Origin of the sequence: Petroclostridium xylanilyticum (genome assembly GCF_002252565.1) — a bacterium.
Classification (GTDB): Bacteria; Bacillota; Clostridia; order SK-Y3; family SK-Y3; genus Petroclostridium; species Petroclostridium xylanilyticum.
This window is the reverse complement of sequence record NZ_NPML01000029.1, coordinates 16,106-32,043: the sequence shown is the minus strand read 5'-3', so window position 1 is coordinate 32,043 and position 15,938 is coordinate 16,106. Positions and strand designations below refer to the sequence as shown.

17 protein-coding genes and 4 pseudogenes are annotated in these 15,938 nt (G+C 32.7%); 7 read left to right on the top strand and 14 right to left on the bottom strand.

All coding sequences use genetic code 11. The annotated features are described in order from the left end of the window. Positions 1–3: 3 nt before the first annotated feature. A complete protein-coding gene (locus CIB29_RS16735; protein WP_157910349.1) occupies positions 4–525 on the top strand; it encodes a hypothetical protein in 522 nt (173 codons plus the stop codon). A gap of 274 nt (positions 526–799) precedes the next feature. Here CIB29_RS16735 and CIB29_RS16730 read toward each other — a convergent pair whose 3' ends face one another. Then, positions 800–2,086, bottom strand: a complete 1,287-nt coding sequence (locus CIB29_RS16730; RefSeq protein WP_094546734.1) for a transposase — start codon at positions 2,084–2,086, stop codon at positions 800–802. 394 nt (positions 2,087–2,480) lie between these two features. Here CIB29_RS16730 and CIB29_RS19690 point away from each other — a divergent pair, with 394 nt between their 5' ends. The 3 genes from CIB29_RS19690 to CIB29_RS16720 all read left to right on the top strand — a co-directional run bounded on the left by CIB29_RS19690 (position 2,481) and on the right by CIB29_RS16720 (position 3,623). Next, positions 2,481–2,648 carry a Spo0E family sporulation regulatory protein-aspartic acid phosphatase gene (locus CIB29_RS19690; protein ID WP_117434616.1) on the top strand — a complete coding sequence of 56 codons (168 nt, stop codon included), beginning with the start codon at positions 2,481–2,483 and terminating at the stop codon, positions 2,646–2,648. Between the two features lie 105 nt (positions 2,649–2,753). Beyond that, positions 2,754–3,437 (top strand): GntR family transcriptional regulator, encoded by a 684-nt coding sequence (locus CIB29_RS16725; protein WP_094551620.1) that lies wholly within the window; start codon positions 2,754–2,756, stop codon positions 3,435–3,437. 54 nt (positions 3,438–3,491) lie between these two features. Beyond that, positions 3,492–3,623: a hypothetical protein gene (locus CIB29_RS16720; protein ID WP_423241315.1), complete on the top strand. Its 132-nt coding sequence runs from the start codon at positions 3,492–3,494 to the stop codon at positions 3,621–3,623. A gap of 157 nt (positions 3,624–3,780) precedes the next feature. Here CIB29_RS16720 and CIB29_RS19530 read toward each other — a convergent pair. The 7 genes and pseudogenes from CIB29_RS19530 to CIB29_RS18720 all read right to left on the bottom strand — a co-directional run. Next, positions 3,781–3,969: pseudogene (locus tag CIB29_RS19530) on the bottom strand (helix-turn-helix transcriptional regulator); the annotation flags it as partial. A 489-nt stretch (positions 3,970–4,458) separates the two neighbouring features. Beyond that, the gene (locus CIB29_RS19600) at positions 4,459–5,004 is read right to left on the bottom strand and encodes an SEC-C metal-binding domain-containing protein (RefSeq protein ID WP_341444444.1); all 546 of its coding nucleotides are present in this window, start codon (positions 5,002–5,004) and stop codon (positions 4,459–4,461) included. Positions 5,005–5,174: 170 nt separating this feature from the next. Further along, positions 5,175–5,273 (bottom strand): annotated as a pseudogene (locus tag CIB29_RS18420) (SEC-C metal-binding domain-containing protein); the annotation flags it as partial. Positions 5,274–5,773: 500 nt separating this feature from the next. Further along, positions 5,774–6,190, bottom strand: a complete 417-nt coding sequence (locus tag CIB29_RS16700; protein ID WP_094551616.1) for a hypothetical protein — start codon at positions 6,188–6,190, stop codon at positions 5,774–5,776. Between the two features lie 27 nt (positions 6,191–6,217). Beyond that, the gene (locus tag CIB29_RS16695) at positions 6,218–6,781 is read right to left on the bottom strand and encodes a YkgJ family cysteine cluster protein (protein ID WP_242965313.1); all 564 of its coding nucleotides are present in this window, start codon (positions 6,779–6,781) and stop codon (positions 6,218–6,220) included. A gap of 155 nt (positions 6,782–6,936) precedes the next feature. Then, the gene (locus tag CIB29_RS16690; protein ID WP_198543953.1) at positions 6,937–7,161 is read right to left on the bottom strand and encodes an HNH endonuclease; all 225 of its coding nucleotides are present in this window, start codon (positions 7,159–7,161) and stop codon (positions 6,937–6,939) included. Positions 7,162–7,452: 291 nt separating this feature from the next. Beyond that, a complete protein-coding gene (locus CIB29_RS18720) occupies positions 7,453–7,626 on the bottom strand; it encodes a hypothetical protein (protein WP_157910348.1) in 174 nt (57 codons plus the stop codon). 234 nt (positions 7,627–7,860) lie between these two features. Between CIB29_RS18720 and CIB29_RS16685 the strand changes: the two genes are divergently transcribed. From CIB29_RS16685 to CIB29_RS16675, 3 genes and pseudogenes are all read left to right on the top strand, one after another. Continuing rightward, complete coding sequence (locus tag CIB29_RS16685; protein ID WP_094551610.1) at positions 7,861–8,130, top strand: hypothetical protein; 270 nt, start codon at positions 7,861–7,863, stop codon at positions 8,128–8,130. Between the two features lie 18 nt (positions 8,131–8,148). Next, positions 8,149–8,559: a transposase gene (locus CIB29_RS16680; protein ID WP_094551608.1), complete on the top strand. Its 411-nt coding sequence runs from the start codon at positions 8,149–8,151 to the stop codon at positions 8,557–8,559. Positions 8,560–8,571: 12 nt separating this feature from the next. After that, positions 8,572–9,261: pseudogene (locus CIB29_RS16675) on the top strand (IS4 family transposase); the annotation flags it as partial. Positions 9,262–9,307: 46 nt separating this feature from the next. On the opposite strand, the gene CIB29_RS16670 reads toward CIB29_RS16675, so the two are convergent. The 6 genes and pseudogenes from CIB29_RS16670 to CIB29_RS16650 form a co-directional block, all read right to left on the bottom strand. Further along, a complete protein-coding gene (locus tag CIB29_RS16670; RefSeq protein WP_094551604.1) occupies positions 9,308–9,511 on the bottom strand; it encodes a hypothetical protein in 204 nt (67 codons plus the stop codon). Positions 9,512–9,538: 27 nt separating this feature from the next. Next, positions 9,539–9,769 (bottom strand): hypothetical protein, encoded by a 231-nt coding sequence (locus CIB29_RS16665; protein ID WP_094551602.1) that lies wholly within the window; start codon positions 9,767–9,769, stop codon positions 9,539–9,541. Between the two features lie 34 nt (positions 9,770–9,803). Next, positions 9,804–10,799 (bottom strand): hypothetical protein, encoded by a 996-nt coding sequence (locus tag CIB29_RS16660; protein ID WP_094551600.1) that lies wholly within the window; start codon positions 10,797–10,799, stop codon positions 9,804–9,806. A gap of 340 nt (positions 10,800–11,139) precedes the next feature. Next, positions 11,140–11,264: pseudogene (locus tag CIB29_RS19780) on the bottom strand (PC4/YdbC family ssDNA-binding protein); the annotation flags it as partial. A gap of 22 nt (positions 11,265–11,286) precedes the next feature. Continuing rightward, on the bottom strand, positions 11,287–14,826 hold the full coding sequence (locus CIB29_RS16655; RefSeq protein ID WP_094551598.1) for an Eco57I restriction-modification methylase domain-containing protein: 3,540 nt from the start codon (positions 14,824–14,826) through the stop codon (positions 11,287–11,289). Further along, positions 14,823–15,932 carry a helicase-related protein gene (locus CIB29_RS16650; RefSeq protein ID WP_094551596.1) on the bottom strand — a complete coding sequence of 370 codons (1,110 nt, stop codon included), beginning with the start codon at positions 15,930–15,932 and terminating at the stop codon, positions 14,823–14,825. Before CIB29_RS16650 ends, CIB29_RS16655 begins: the two co-directional genes overlap by 4 nt. Between the last annotated feature and the right edge of the window lie 6 nt (positions 15,933–15,938).

Sequence of the window (15,938 nt, the reverse complement as noted above, 5' to 3'; positions counted from 1 at the left end):
AACATGATGACTAGATTAATCAAACTTTTTTTAATTATTTTACTATTAATATATTTCACTGCTTGTACTGCTTATTCTAGTTTAAATATTCCGCAAATAACAGAATTTAAAAAAAATATTACATCTGAATATGAAGAAATAAATAGCTTAAAAGTTCAATATTCTGTATCTTGCTTATCATTTATATATTCATTTAAAAAAGAAATAAGTGAAAAGCAAATGTTTCATATTTTTTATAAAACAAAAGAACTAATTCTAAAAGAAGATTTTCAGGAAGAATTTTTTAAACAATTTTTTAAAAAATATTATAATAACACTGGTGAGCAAAAGATTTATCCAAATGTATCTATAACTTTTTATTTGCAGAATGATGAAAAAGACATATATCAATTTGAATCTTTATATTATAAAGAACCATATAATTCAGCTAGAGAGAACGAAATTGATGGATATAAAACATGGACATACTGGAACTTCAATGAAAATAGAGGTAAACCTGTTCCAAAACAAGGCATATGTGAATAATACTAAAAACATTATGAGGCTAGGTTGGTTTAGTGTAGAAAATTTCTTAAAATTAAGAATCTTCTTTTTTGAAACTAATTGAACAATTCGTGTTAGATCTTATATAAGAAAAAAGCGAAAAAGGATTCTAAAATTATAAGAATTAAGGGAACTCAATACGAGTTCCCTTTCATACGGGTATATTTGGCTCTGCATATCTTCCATCTTTGACAAGCATTGCAATGGTTTTAGGGTCTTTCCTGATTTTTATTATGGACATACCCCAAAATTTAATTTAAGAAACCAGCAAGCTCTTGCAGTATCTGAGTTCGAAGAGACTCAGCTGCTGCGATTTGGGCTTCTTTTTTGTATAGTTCAAAAATTCAGCAATACCAGTTTTGTGTTTCTTAAGCACTTCATAAATTCCATCCGCGGTACTGTAGTAAGGGAAAGGTGGTATGCCATGTACTCTTTTGGATATCTCCTGCAAAATAAAAATCATCTTCCTGCTACTTATGGATTTTGAAGTAAGAGAAATATAGCTCATTGCCATGGTTAATAAAAAGTTTATGTTTTTAAGCCTTTGATAGGACTGGACTCTTACATCTTCAAGCTTGTATTGATTTTTCTTAAATCTTATGAACTCTTCTACATTCCATCTGGATATGTAGCAAAGTATAGGTCTTAAACAGTCTTTACCATCTTTTATATCAAGGTTAGTTAAAAGCATAAGCCCTTTTCTGGCATACCCTCTTACAAAGACAAGGTTAAATACTTTGCCAGTAATCTCAGGCAACTCTATAGGCAGAAAACCGAACTGAATTTTTCTTTGCTTACCGTTCTTTTTCTTTATGATTGTTGAATATTTACCCTTATATTTTTTAACAAGGTCGACAATATTTATTTCCTTACCTTTGAAAATGACATTGCGGTTTTTCTTAAGCCTTATGACAAACTTTTGAGAGTTGTTTTCAAAATAATTAAAGAACAGTACATTGTCCATACCTCTATCCATGGTGTAAATGCCCTTGGTCCCGTATAAGCTTCTGAGCTTGTCCAAACACTTTATGATTTCTTCATTTTCACTTTTAAATCCCGGTTCACTTGGAGAGAATAAATCTGAATATATTGGGACAAGAAGCTTGTCTCCGTGGTTATATATAAGTGCTTCAAGTAGATAGTACCCGTCCATATTGGTTTCTTTTGTGCTTCCATCCCTGATCTTGCCCATATTTTCAAAGACTACGCCGTACTTTTTAACAATATCACTTAAGTCGATAATGATAGGCGTATCATGGTGAATATACCTTTTAACTTCAGAAGAGAGGTTCTTAAGTACATCATCAGTATAGGAGAATTTTTCAAGGTTACGGGAAAGGCGTTCTATAGTCTTTTTTAACTTTATATCCTCATTTAAAGAACGGGATATTTCAGCCAGTATTACTGTCTTGGATGCGAGTATGCCAAAGACCATGCAGGATAAGAATTTCTTAAAGGGAACAGGGAGACCCTGAGCCAATCTGGAACAAAAATTACAAATACTTCTTTTCAAATCATATGCTGTTTTGCTATAATCAAACATGTAGGAAAGCCCCTTTCTATGTGGTTTATGTGTTTTTTTTTCGATATCTTAACAATACCATAAATTTGGGGGCTTTTCTCGTGTTTTTACAAATCTGTGGACAAATTTCTCAAATCTCCTGATAACTTCTCATTTTCAGCTTCTTTTTGTGGATAATTTTATTAAAAGAAAAAAATGGGGTATGTCCATTAATTTTTATTATATTGACAAAGCATTAATTTTATTTTAAACTATGGATGATAATTTTTATATATGAGAAAAAAATTTTTATTTCTAGTTGAAAAATTTTTCCTATAAAAGTTTATTTAACTGACTTGACTTGTGCATCAATATGTAAATAACTGCAATATTTGATGCGTATTATTATTCACTATATTATATAAAGGTTTAAGACATGGAGAATACCGAAGTAATTAAAAAACAAATAAAACTACTACAAGATGAAATTAGTACTTTAATTGAAAGAAATAATTATACAGATTTTAGTCGGTTACTTAAGCTAAGTCAAAAGTTAGATGATATCATAAATAATTGGTTAATAGCTAATCAAAACAAAAGGTAGCCCGAATGCAATATACAATTGTTTACAATTAAGTGCACAATTTAAGTTAACTGAATTATTTACTATATAAATTATCTTTATCAAAGAAATCAAAGGTGAAAAAACATGGACAAACATACTTCAAAAGCAACGTTAATTGACACTATTTATCACAATATAAAAAGGGATATTGCTCAAAGAATATTAGAACCAGGAGAAAAAATAAATATAAAAAAGCTTTCTGAACGGTATGGCGCCAGTGAAACTCCTATTAAACAAGCTTTAAATCGTCTTATTTCTGAAAATTTGATTGAAAACATTCCACGAAAAGGCATGAAGGTAAAAACTCTTCAACCAGATGAAATTGATGAAATTTTTGATATGAGATTAATGCTTGATTTATTTTACACAAAGGAAATCATCACTACTGTTAACAATAATGATTCATTGCGTGAACAGTTAGAAAAAAATGTTAAGGAGCATCTTGAAATAGTTTCTAAACCTATGCCTATTGATGCTTATATCATTAATTATGAATATGATAAGATATTTCATGAACTTTATTTAAAAAGTTCAGGTAGCAAAAAAATTGTTGAAATCTTCCACAACCTCAATCCATATATGTACACCAATTATTTCTTTAGAAAGCAATCTCCTGACAGAGATGTTGCAGGCGTAAAAGAACATGAAGCTATTTTAAATGCCATCCTCTCACAGGATGAACAAGCTTTGAAAGAGGCAGTAACAACTCATATTCTCAATTCTAAAAGGACTGTTGGGCTTATTTTAAAAGTAGATAGAATGTTATAATTTTATTTGCACATATATTTTTTATATTTTATATTAGGAAAGGGGATTTTTGATATGAATTTATTTGATGTAACGGGTAAAAAGGCAATCGTAACAGGTGCTGCACAGGGACTTGCATATGGTATGGCTGAAGGTTTAATGGAAGCGGGAGTTGAGGTTGCAATTATTGTTCTTTCTGCTTTCTAATGAATGGGCATCTAAAGGAGTTAACGTTAATGCTATAGCTCCAGGATACATGGACACAGAAATGAATGTAAACTTCGATGTCGTTTTCAGTCATATCTTTGGATTTGAAAGCCTTAACAAAGCTTTGAGAAGCAGTTTCTTCTTTTTCTTCTGCTAGTAAAGTTTCCAAACTGATTCCAAGCACTTTGCTTATGGCATTCCCCTCATCCAAAGAAATTGCTCTTTGAGAATTTTCTATTTTAACTAAAGAAGGTCTGCTTATACCAATTTTATCTGCCAGCTCCTGCTGTGTCATTCCCAAGTTTTTTCTGATTGATGAAATTTTGTCATCTATGGTATTAAACATTTCTATCACTCCTCTATATCCACTATATAGAACTTTTTTATTTTTGTTAATCACATTATATGAGTATAAGTTCTAAAACGGAACAAATAATGTTGATTTTAGTTTTGCCAAAATCAAAATTTTTATTTACTAAGAAATTCAAGTGGTTTTTAATGTTAATGATATCCGTTTATTGTTGAATGCTTATCCTGAATTAAGTGATCGACTGTATTTATTATAAGTTTTGCCGTTCTTGGCAGTGTGCAAATCTTACACATACTGATTCTTCAATTAATTCGCTTTCTGAAAATATCTTTTTTGTACACTCAAGGGTTACCCAAAATCAGCAAATTTTCAAAGTGCCCCTAACCCTCTATCCATCAACCTTTTACCCTCTCAATCCTCGCGACGGCCTCCGTATGCCTTGAGTAGATGAAAAAGATGAATTTTCTTTAAGTAGGTTTTTAAAATACTCATTTCCAATATGCAACAATATTTTGTTCTCTACTTTTATTCATTTCCAAGACAACATTTTTTATATTTCTTCCCACTTCCACAAGGACACGGATCATTACGCCCCGGTTTGTATTCTACAGGTGACTCCATTTTCACCTTTTCCTCATTAGAATTCTCTTCTTTCATTTTTTCTTTAAACATTTTATAATGCCTTTTAAGTCTGTTCACATAGCTTCTATCATTTAAAACAATAGTTTTCACCAATTGCAGTAATTCAGGAGCATATTGGGACTGTCGACTTGCTGGGTTTAAACTGGGACCTTTTATCTCTTTGATTATACTTTCATCCTTATCCCCATACCACTTTTCGTAGAACTTTTCACTTTCCCAGCCGAAGTTTACCACCGCTACAAATTTTTTTTCTCTTTCGGATATTATATTGAACATTACCCTTCTACAGTCGCATTCAGGGTCTTTACAATACATTTCGAGCAAAGCATAACCACCTGATAATCTACCTGATTGACTGTTAACAAATATCTCCCTTGTTTCTCTCTCAGCTACACCAGGAAAATATTTATGAAATGGAACAAACTGCATATAATCCTCCTCTTTTAGACCTTACTATTGTTTTTTGCCTTTCTCGCTAAAAATGTTGATGAATCGTCATTGTAATATAAGCCTGTACTTCCATGTTAAAATAATCCTCGTCCCACATTTCCATTTCGTATATATGCCATGTTCCAGCAAAGTCCATAGTCAGTCCTCTTTCATTTATTACCGCAGCATTTTTTGTACTTCTTGCCGCTGCCGCACGGACACGGGTCATTACGTCCTATTTTTATACCCTCATTTCTAACAGTATTTCTATTCCTTCTCTCGTTCTCCATTGATGCTCTTCTCTTAAAGTATTCATTGGGCAAATATTCTTTGATATCTGTCTTCTCATAAAACGTTTTCTCAAAATATTCCTTTTCCTTGTTGAATTCTTCCTCACTAATAGAATCAGGCTTAACCCATGAATGTACAAAATTATACTCCCAAATACTATATCTAAGTCCTTCAATTAATTCCATCTTTGTATATTTTATAAACTCCAATGCTTCAAAATAATTATCATCTTCTATGGTTTATTGGCGGACCCATTTCTATGTTTGCTTTTTCCCATTCAATAATTGCTATTTTAACTTCCGGCTTTAATATCGGTCTTCCTTTTATGTTATTAATGAATCAATTAATCTCAACCATTCAGATCATAGGGTTGTGTTCCAATCAGCTTGGAAGAGTCCAATTCCTATCCATTGTACTGATTTTCATAATGTTTCGTATCTGATTTGTACTTTTCTTCGCAAGCATTTATTTCATCCTCTCAATTATTGCTTTTTCTGATAGCACTGACAAAACAATCATAGCTTTTATCAGTACTTCCCGTAAACACAAACCTATTATCTGAAAGTAAAAAGTCCATTAGCTGATTATCATCAAATGCTGGATAACCCTCACAGCACAACTCCAGGTATAGTTCATGGACAGTTCTTGGCTTTCTTTTTGTCTTTAGAAAATTATAGCAATAATCCAAAATATTATTATCTAGTCTCAGAATATTTGGCTTAATAATCCAGTTTATAGCTGTTTCATCTTTCCCAATTGCAAATAGTGCATCCAGAAGACTATGCTGAATTTTCGGATCATCAGGATACTGCTCAGCTTTCTGACATCTGTATTCTACCAAACCCTCCCAATCTTCCTGATCAAAAAACCCCGCATCAGCTTCCCATTCTTCCATCTCATCATATTCGTCTTCATATTCATCTTAGTTTCCCCATATTTCCTCATATTCAACTTTATAACTCTCAAATTCATCCCTGTAATGTTTCTTTAGCCTCTCAAATATTTCAAACACCACTGGACAAACAGCGCAGTTTTCTACAAGATTGATAAGCCTTGTCCATATTTCTTCTTTATCGGTAAAAGGATACTCTCTGCAATTCCCTGGCCTATACTCATAGATTGAACAACCACTTTCAGTCAAAAAGGGGCATGGCTTTTTATTTATTATGAACCCTTCATCTGTTTTGATAAGGTATTTGCTTTTGAACTCAGTTGCAGTTAATTTCAATTGCCTTGAAATTGCTTTTATTTCATTTTCTTCAACTATTGGTACAATAGCCTTGCAGCAATTGGAACAGTCAATACAGTCATAACCCTCAAACAGTTCTTTATGCAGCTTATGTACGATACTGTCCACCTCATCCGGGTCCTGACCTTTTAAGAATGCACGCAGCATCCAGTTCTCTTCTTCAACTCTTTTAAATGCCTTTTTCAGTTTATCAGGCGGTAGCACAATAATCCCTCCATCTATTTTTTCAATATTCACATGCATCACAACTTTTCAAGCATATTTTCTTATCACAGTACAAAGTTATTATCATTCTTCCAGTATTGCATTTGATTCTTTTATAGTGATTTAGTGCAACTACGCTGCTTTTAGTACTTCAAATTGAATGATTTCATCTAATAATTATTACGTAGCTAAAATAACTTCCTATGGTTCTTTTCAACAATATCTCTTAAGTTCTCAACCGAAATATTTGCTTTATGCAACATGGAATGGCAGTTCGGACATATAGGTCTTAAATCATTAACAGTGTCAACTATATATTCTTTACTTATCTCATTTAATGGTTTGATATGATGAACTTCGATGTACCCAATTCCAATATCACCATAAAACTCTTTAAAGTCAAATCCACACACAGTATTTATAGTCTGAAAGGTTGCCTAACTTTTTTCGCAGGTTCTTTGACATGGTCTCTATCACAGGAACCTTTATCGTCTTCATCGCAATAGAAAAAAAGCCAGCAATTTTCAATCTCCCGGTCTCCTCAAGATAATTCGAATCAAAATATATGTATGTTCTGCATTTGTCTCTTTTTTCATATTCAATGGCTTTGTTTTTAATAAAATCGGTAATGTCTTCATCTTTTTTACAATAAAAAAGAGAGAACGCGTCTCTTCATAAATTCTCATCAATGTCCTTTGCTTTAATCAAGCTTTGGAGCGAAGCAAACTCAATAATTTTCCCTCACTCCTTTTCAAATCAGCAATAACATTTCTGGAATCTATATTTAAAGGCTTTGTATTCTGAATTCCTTTTTCAAGCCTCTCAACGGTCTCTCTTTTTGTTACGGCAAAATCCTTTGTAAATGAAATTGTTGCCATCTTTGATCACCTCTTTTTCTTGCCTTCACTTTTATTATACTACCAGACAAATAAAATATCAAACATATTCAGATTTAAAATTTACATTCTCAAACTTCGCACCCGTAAAGGTGTTACCGAATCTTGAAAATTCAATACTTTAAGGCAATTATATATAGCAAAATCCTCATAATTGTGGTATGATGTAATCGCCAAAAAACAACATAAATTCCACAACTAGGAGGATTTGCTGATATGAACAATATACCACAATACAATGAAAATGAAAAGCAAATTATGCGTTCAATTATGAATTTCATAAAGAATTTCAAGGTCATAAGTGCCCTGAAAAAAGCAAATTGCTATAAAGAAAGTGGTATACCTGTTCTCAGCATTTTTTTCTATCTGTTGCAGCTTGTATATACCAAAAAGAGCATGTACATGAATTATCAAAACGGCACGAATCATCCAGGCTTTGCAAAGGATGTCGTGTACAGGTTTCTTAACTCCATGTATATCAACTGACAGTTATTTTTAGTACATTTGGCAGGAACCATCATCAATACCCATCTGTTAGGCTTAACTTCCGAAAACCGCATCAATGCTATCGTTATCGATGACACGTTTTACGGAAAGCTTAGAAGCAAATGCGTCGAACTTCTTGCCAATGTGCATGACCACGCAGGCAAGGGAAGTAAGTTCAAAAAAGGCTTCAGAATGCTCACTTTAGGCTGGACGAACGGCAACACCTTCATACCGCTTATCTTCAGCTTGTTAAGCTCGGAAGATAAGAAAAACAGGTATTGTGAGATGAAGGACGGTCTTGACAAGCGTTCTATTGCTTACAAGCATAGAACGCAAGCAATCACAAAGGCCCCGGCTGTAATGCTTGAAATGCTTAGAACAGTTGTTAAATCAGGTATCCAAGCAAAGCATGTACTGTTTGACAGTTGATTTTCTTTCTCGACCACAATCGTTGAGATATTTGAACTAAAGCTTCATACCATTGCCAGATTAAAAAATTCACCCAAAATCAAATACCTGATTGATGGGGAAAAGAAAACTTTGACTCAGATATACAATGCCAATAAGAAGCGCCGCGGGAAGTCCAAATACCTTCTATCCGTTGCTGCTGAGATTTATGATCAGCACGACAACAAGCTGCCTGTCATGATTGTGTTTGTGCGTGACCGAAACAACCGCAAAAAGTGGATTGCCTTAATCTCTACCGACATGAGCTTGCCCGAAGAGGAAATCATCCGTATATACGGCAAACGCTGGAGCATCGAGGTATTCTTTAAAGTATGCAAGTCTTACCTGAACCTGAACAAGGAGTTCCAGTGTCTTTCCTATGATGCAATGGTTGCACACACTGCAATTGTGCTGGTTCGGTACATGATGTTGGCTGTAGAATGCAGGAACAAAGAAGATGTACGCACGTTAGGAGAGATATTCTACCTTGCATACGATGAACTTCAGGATATACAGTTTGCTGAGACCTTGGCAATCATACTTAAAATCCTGGAAGAAACGCTTCAGGAAGTCCTGTTTCTAACAGATGAGCAGATCAGGCAGTTTATTGAAGCATTTATTCTCAAGCTACCAGAATACCTGTCAAGGAAACTGGTACAAAAAAAAGGCTTCTTAGCAAGTTAATACATTTATAATTGCCGTGAAATATTGAATTTTCAAGGAGCATAGTCTATTTTAGTGCTGCGAAGTTTGAGTTTAATATATAATCTAGATACTCTTCATCTAATAACGAATGTACTTTTCTTATTTTTAAACTTTTTTTCGGATATCTTGCAACTGTTTTACCTTTGATATTTTCTATTAAATCTTGATAATCTGAATCTAACCTTTTTATATTTACATTATTTTTGCATTGAGCATTTTCTTCATGCATATTAGCCCTCCTGAAACTTAATCAGTTTTACGACATATTCAACTCAATACTATCAACCGATACGTCTATTGAATTAACAGTAGTTTCTATGCTGCTCATAGTAGAAGCTATAGAGTCCAATTTGTCACAGATATTGGAAATTGAATATGCTTCTCCATTTGCAAGAGATTCTACATTTGTATTTAATTGTTCAATGTTTGAATTGATAGTAAGCAGTATATCTTTGATTTCCTGCATCAGCATTATCAATTCTTCCATTTGGAACACTCCTTCCTTTAATAGCCGGGTTTATCTACCTTATATTATTTTCAATCCACGATTGTAAAGAGCCATCATCAACAACAATGTATTTTCCTTTTTTGGTACCGTTATAATTATCAATAAAGTGACTATCTTTAAGATATTTTATAATATTTATAACCACATGATATGCAATGGTATATTTTGTAGTATCTAGAATAATTTTTTCATATTTTTCTTCTATTTTTCTTGGTTCAATATATTCTGTTCCATACTCCTCTTTCCGTTTGATAATACTATTTACAATAGTTTTAAAAAGCTGCTTGTCTAATGAAATACTAGCATATTTTTTTGGAAGTTTTATTAAGTTGCTTGAATTATCCGTTTCTAGTTTTTCAACTATACCTGTTTTGGCCTTTTCATCTTCTTTAATTCTTATTTTCAGTTCATCATGTGAATACCCGCTGATTCTTAAAATCTTTCTACATAAAGTGACTATAGAATTTGCATTATTGTTTACCATCACATATAAACCATTTGATATTTTTTTATAAAATCTTACATCAATAAGTGTCTCATCGTATGTAAAACACAATCTTGTTCTCCCTTTAAAGTCATTCATTTTATCCAAGTTATCTACAAAATCTTTATTTCTTTTGATAAGTTCTTCTAACAAAATTATTAGAATATCTCTCCAATATTTAACCTCGTATTTCTTTCCAAATAACAAAATCTCTTCAGGATTGGTATCTGTCCAATCCTCCAAATCATTATATCTTACATCTTGTGATTCACTATTATTCTCCAAACTATCATCTTTTGTTATAGATGCATATTCTTGTTTGATATTCTCCAATTTTGATATTAATTTGCTAATATTTTCATATTTTTGTTTGTAATCATCAATCTCATCAATATTATCATCCTGCAAACATTGAATCATTTTTTCCTTAATCAAGTTTCTATGTTGAGTCATATCTTCTATAACCCAATTAAAGTCATCCCAGACAATCTGATATATATCTTCTATATTATTTCTGTCTGCCATAACCCAACCTCCCATTTGTTTTGACTTCCCAATCCACGCTTATATTGGGTTTTATAATTCTGCCAAGTCTTTAGCAAACGGCCTCCATCAAGTCATTAATCGTTTCCCTAAGTAAAGTAAGGCTTTCAGACAAATCAATAGCCTTTTCAGGGAATTCATTTTTTATAATGCTTATAAGGTCATTCAACATCATGAAAATCAACCAACCTTAATTAAAGAATATACTAAATATTATTCTCCACAAAATGCTATATTCCTTTATTTTTTCACCGCAAGTTTCGACAAATTATATCTTTAAAGTACTGAAAGTTAAAGAATTCCCCAATTCATCTAGAGATCAATCTCCAATGTCATACTTCGGTTCTTTATTGTTCCAACTTACGAGATCAAGTTCTTTTTTTAGCCTTTTGCTGATTCTGATAGCATACCGTAATTTTCAATAATTTCATATTTGATGTCTATCATAATCATTCTTCCCTAATATTTTTTAGCTTGTATAAGTAGATAGTTCATTCCTAATCAATAATATTTCATCATCACTTATGTTAAATAAATTAAACAGAAGTTTATCAAATTCTACCTGACTCATATTTTCAAAAGAACTAATGTTCTCATCAATTGAATCATTAATAAGGATAGGCAGCTCTTTAAGAAAAGCATTCTTATATATTAAATATCCATTAGCTTTTGGTACAGACATTTTTCTGTACACGTAGGTAATCAAGTCTGAATTGAGATAAAGATATAGATACTTTTCATATTTCTGCTTCTCCTCTTTTAACTCAGCTCCACATGCACTGTCTGTATAATAGCAACTTCCTACTAGTACAAAATCATTACGAATATTTATTTCTGAGAAAACAAACTTTCTATTTTCAAAATGCCTCTTTTTCCTTGGATTCCAGAGCTCATACCACTTCTTATTACTTTTTAAAAAGTAATCTCGGCTTAACAATTTATCTTTATTTGACTCAAGGTATGAATATAAATTTGGACATTTCTGTTTTAGAATATTTTCAGAAATGCATATATCTTTTCCATCTTCAGCTTCTTCATAGGGATAAAACACAAATTGGTTCGAGTCAATTAATTGACCATTTCTTATATCCTTACCTTTATAAACTTTCTTTAAATAATCCATCTCTATACAATTTGAAGTAATAAATTCACCTGTTATCAAAAATACATCATTAAAACCGGTAACAATGCCCTGGGATATTGATTTAGTTATACTTCCAAAAGTAAAATTTGACATTGATTTCACTTTTTTTATAATTGTGTTGCTGCTTTCATTTTCAAGTGACCAACTTGGTTCTTTAAGTGAAACTTGCTCAATTTTAAAAGAATCTTCATCATTTAATGTAGTACCCAATACTTTAAACCATGTTTTTCTATTATCAGTATTTTTTTGTAAACCAAATATACATGTATAAGTTAATGCAGAATCAAATATCTGAAAGTCTTTGAAATCTGCAATATATAGTATTCGTGTTGTGTCAAGTATTAGTTTTCTTGTATTTTTACCATAATTACGCTTATAAAAATACGAAGGACATATAAAAGATAAAATACCGTCAGTTTTAAGTATTTTTAGACCATTTTCAATAAAAAGAACATAAAAGTCATATTTCCCATTTGCAACAAAGTAGTTTTGCTTAAAATAATCTTTATCAGGAACATGATGAAATCCGATATACGGTGGATTCCCAATAACAATGTCAAATCCACCCTTTTCCTTGAATATTTTTGCAAACTCCAGTTTCCATAAAAAATATGGTTTTGTCTTTTCTTTTAGGGATTGTTCATACTTTATCAATCCCTCTTTATTTTTATCCCTTGAAAGCTTTGCCCTTATTATAGAATCAATAATTTTATCTATGTTCTTTTTTATCTCCATCTTTTTAGCAGTATCTTCTTCCACAAAAAGCCTGTCCTGTTGTTCGAACAAGTCTTCCAGAAGCATTTCTATCTGATCCTGAAAAATGGATATCTGATAGCTCTCAAATGTATTATCTTTTGAGTGTTCCTGTTTTGAAAGTAAACTCTCATCAAAAAGTTTTATCCCTTCAAATTCATCTATCAGACTGTTGCCACACATAATATTGCAGTCAAGGTTAGGAAGCGGATGCGGGCATGGATTCTCCTCATCAATTTCCTGATCAACAACAAGGGAAAGCCAGAGTCTAAGCTTGGCAATATCAACCGCACTGCTTTCAATATCCACTGCAAAAATTGAATTTTTAATTGTTTCCCATTTTATCCTGTATGGATGCCTGTTCTTTCTTAATAAAAACCGTTCATACTTGTTCTCAGCTGGAATATCTCTAACAAGATATTCAGTAATGTTCATCTTTGCCTTTACAATTTCATTAAGCATACCAAGTGGAAATGCCCCAGATCCCACTGCCGGATCAGCAATTCTTACCTGCTCTAGCGCATTGTCTATCTTTTTCAGATTTTCAAAAACTGTTTTAGGGATTCTTTGCTCTTTATTACCTTCTTCAAGCGCTCTACTGCAGTCTTCATCTTTCATAAGTTCACCATAAAGTATAAAATTCTTAATATCCTGGTAAGGAACTCCGGTTTCATTTACAAGGTAGTTGATAAGGCTCTCCTGACACATATAGTGTACAATTTCACGTGGGGTATAAAAAGCTCCTTTACACTTCCTGTCTTTTGCATCAAGCAGGTTTTCAAATATCTTGCCAAGCATCTCAGGGTCAACGGCAACTTCTCTTTCAAGAGGCTCATCTTCATTAATGGTAAAATTATAGCGGTCAAAAATATCAAGAATACCATCTGCTTCTCTACCTTTTGTTTTTGAGTTGGAGAATATTTCATTGGGAATATTAAAATCATTATGCCGCCAGTCATAATTATCCAGAGGTTCAAATAGGCCTCCATTGAGAAACGGAATCTTACAGTTGAACTTTGGGTAATAATGGTTTTCTCCACGCTTTTTATTTAAAGCCTCATAAAATAAAGGTTCAAGAAAATCATCAAAAAAATTCTTATTTGTATTTTCGACACAATGGGTAAAGAGGTCTCTTATAAATGTTCTCGTCCCACTCCCCCACGGTTTTTCATACTCAGTTCCTTTAAAACATCCTGCCAGTATTTCACCCTCTTCGTCACTAAGCCTGCTAAGATTGTATGTATTGACTTTTCTTATGCCATTTTCACAAACTGGAAAAACTTTTAACAAAACATCCTTTCCAACTTTGTTTTGCCTATAAAATATCTTTTTAAACTCTTCTTCCGTTAATTGTCTGTTTTCAGGCAGTACCTTAACCCCAAGCCATCCTTTTTTCTGGAGAAAATACAAGAATACAAGCTGACCCATAAGTTTTTTTGCAAATTGCTCACTTGTGAAATTATGCCTTTCCGCCTCTTCTTTAAATGCTTCGTTATTATCAAGATACTCTTTGAGGTCATAATATTTTTCCTTATATTTCTCAAAAAAGTCCTTAGTTACAGTTTCAACGCTAAACGCATGTTCAATTTCATCAAGTGTCGGATTGTAACTCTCCCTTTCAAATATTGGCAGCAATTGCTCTTGTGCAGTGTGGCTCGGTTCACCCTCTCCAACAAGATATGAATATCTTTTAGCTGGCGTGAGATCAAGTTTAACACCTTTAGTTGTAAATTCATAGTCCAGCCTAACAAAAGATAATCTCCAGGTAGGTTCATCTTCACTGTAAAAAGCCACAATAGCTGCATCATATTGTTTATCTGAAATAAGCCTTGAAATAAAGTTCCTCTGCATACTCCTTGCTCGTTCTACGCTTCTTCCTTTTTTTAACTGAACAGCAAGTATTAAAATTTTATTATCTTTACTGTCTATATACTTGGCAACGTGCCTGTAGGAATCTATATAATACCAGTATTCCTTCCACACTTTCTCATTCCTTTTATATGGAGACAATATTTGAGGGCCATTAAAAAACTCTGTGGTAAACTTTACAAATCTCTCAATATCAAAAGGTTTCTTGAACGTTTCCTCAAGTATCTGCCTTTTTATACTCATGCGTCAACTTCCCCCTTGTAAAGAAATGCCGAAAGAATAACCTGCTTATTACCTGATAAAAAGTTTTTTCTGGTCTTTCTATCCTCTAAATATTTTTCTGGTATTCTGTCGTATATCTCATAGTATATCTGCATAGGGTCTGAAATTCCCTCAACAGACTTTAAAATTTCTTTTGTAAGGGACTGTGGAATTTCTCCATCCTCCCATAGTTTTCTAATCCTTATCAACATTTCATCTTGTTCGTCTGTAAAAGATTTGCATTTAGATATTGCTTTAAGCAGCTTTATCATTTTCGCATCATTACCGCTTTGCCTTGTTTTTTCTGTATCTATTTCATCATCTAACAATAATCTTTCATCGAAAGCATTTTTATTGCAATCAAGATGCTTATAATATTCTTGCGGCACAGGCAATACTGGCTCGTCTTTATCTGCTTTTATATACGAGATAGCATCTATAAACGATATTTCTCTTGTTTCGTCTCCATCTGTCATGAAGAACATTTTAAGGGATCCCTTTCTTATAAATGTCACAGTTGCATTTCTCTGAATACTTTTAAATCTTCTTGCGGCTTTAGCTTTTAAAGGAAGATGTTTTATTTTTTCAAAAAGTGTTTGGTCATAGTCTCTAATTTTTCTAATAACATTAAGGTATGCAAGCTCGGGATTACTGCCTTCTTCTTCATCTTCCAAACTTTCTTTTCCGGAAAGGACATTATACAATTTGTGTGAAGTAACTTGTTCATCTTCAGACAGATATTTGAAATCTTCACCTAAAGTATCATGAAATGCCTGAAGCTTCTGCATAATATTTTCTTCAAGAGGAACTTGAGCATTTGCCTGGGCAGTAGGAAAAAAGTTAAATACATATATCCTGTCATGTTCTGTTCCTACTCTGTTTATACGTCCTACTCGTTGCATTATTCTGGTAGGGTTCCAAGGTAAATCATAATTAACGATTACATTGGATCGGTGAAGATTAATACCTTCCGCAAGTATATCCGTTGTAATGAGAATATTAATTCTATCCTCCCTTTCTTTTGCAGCAGGATTAAAGTTCTTCTCTATTTCCCTTTTCAAGTAACTGCTGCTTTCACCACTGAACACAGCTAC

What these genes read in the sequence shown, in the direction of transcription:
- CIB29_RS18720 (WP_157910348.1), bottom strand. Translation starts at nt 7,626, where the DNA reads ATGGCAACAATTTCATTTACAAAGGATTTTGCCGTAACAAAAAGAGAG.
- CIB29_RS16725 (WP_094551620.1), top strand. Translation starts at nt 2,754, where the DNA reads ATGGACAAACATACTTCAAAAGCAACGTTAATTGACACTATTTATCAC.
- CIB29_RS16735 (WP_157910349.1), top strand. Translation starts at nt 4, where the DNA reads ATGATGACTAGATTAATCAAACTTTTTTTAATTATTTTACTATTAATA.
- CIB29_RS19690 (WP_117434616.1), top strand. Translation starts at nt 2,481, where the DNA reads ATGGAGAATACCGAAGTAATTAAAAAACAAATAAAACTACTACAAGAT.
- CIB29_RS19600 (WP_341444444.1), bottom strand. Translation starts at nt 5,004, where the DNA reads ATGCAGTTTGTTCCATTTCATAAATATTTTCCTGGTGTAGCTGAGAGA.
- CIB29_RS16685 (WP_094551610.1), top strand. Translation starts at nt 7,861, where the DNA reads ATGAACAATATACCACAATACAATGAAAATGAAAAGCAAATTATGCGT.
- CIB29_RS16655 (WP_094551598.1), bottom strand. Translation starts at nt 14,826, where the DNA reads ATGAGTATAAAAAGGCAGATACTTGAGGAAACGTTCAAGAAACCTTTT.
- CIB29_RS16670 (WP_094551604.1), bottom strand. Translation starts at nt 9,511, where the DNA reads ATGCATGAAGAAAATGCTCAATGCAAAAATAATGTAAATATAAAAAGG.
- CIB29_RS16665 (WP_094551602.1), bottom strand. Translation starts at nt 9,769, where the DNA reads ATGGAAGAATTGATAATGCTGATGCAGGAAATCAAAGATATACTGCTT.
- CIB29_RS16730 (WP_094546734.1), bottom strand. Translation starts at nt 2,086, where the DNA reads ATGTTTGATTATAGCAAAACAGCATATGATTTGAAAAGAAGTATTTGT.
- CIB29_RS16700 (WP_094551616.1), bottom strand. Translation starts at nt 6,190, where the DNA reads ATGGAAGAATGGGAAGCTGATGCGGGGTTTTTTGATCAGGAAGATTGG.
- CIB29_RS16720 (WP_423241315.1), top strand. Translation starts at nt 3,492, where the DNA reads ATGAATTTATTTGATGTAACGGGTAAAAAGGCAATCGTAACAGGTGCT.
- CIB29_RS16660 (WP_094551600.1), bottom strand. Translation starts at nt 10,799, where the DNA reads ATGGCAGACAGAAATAATATAGAAGATATATATCAGATTGTCTGGGAT.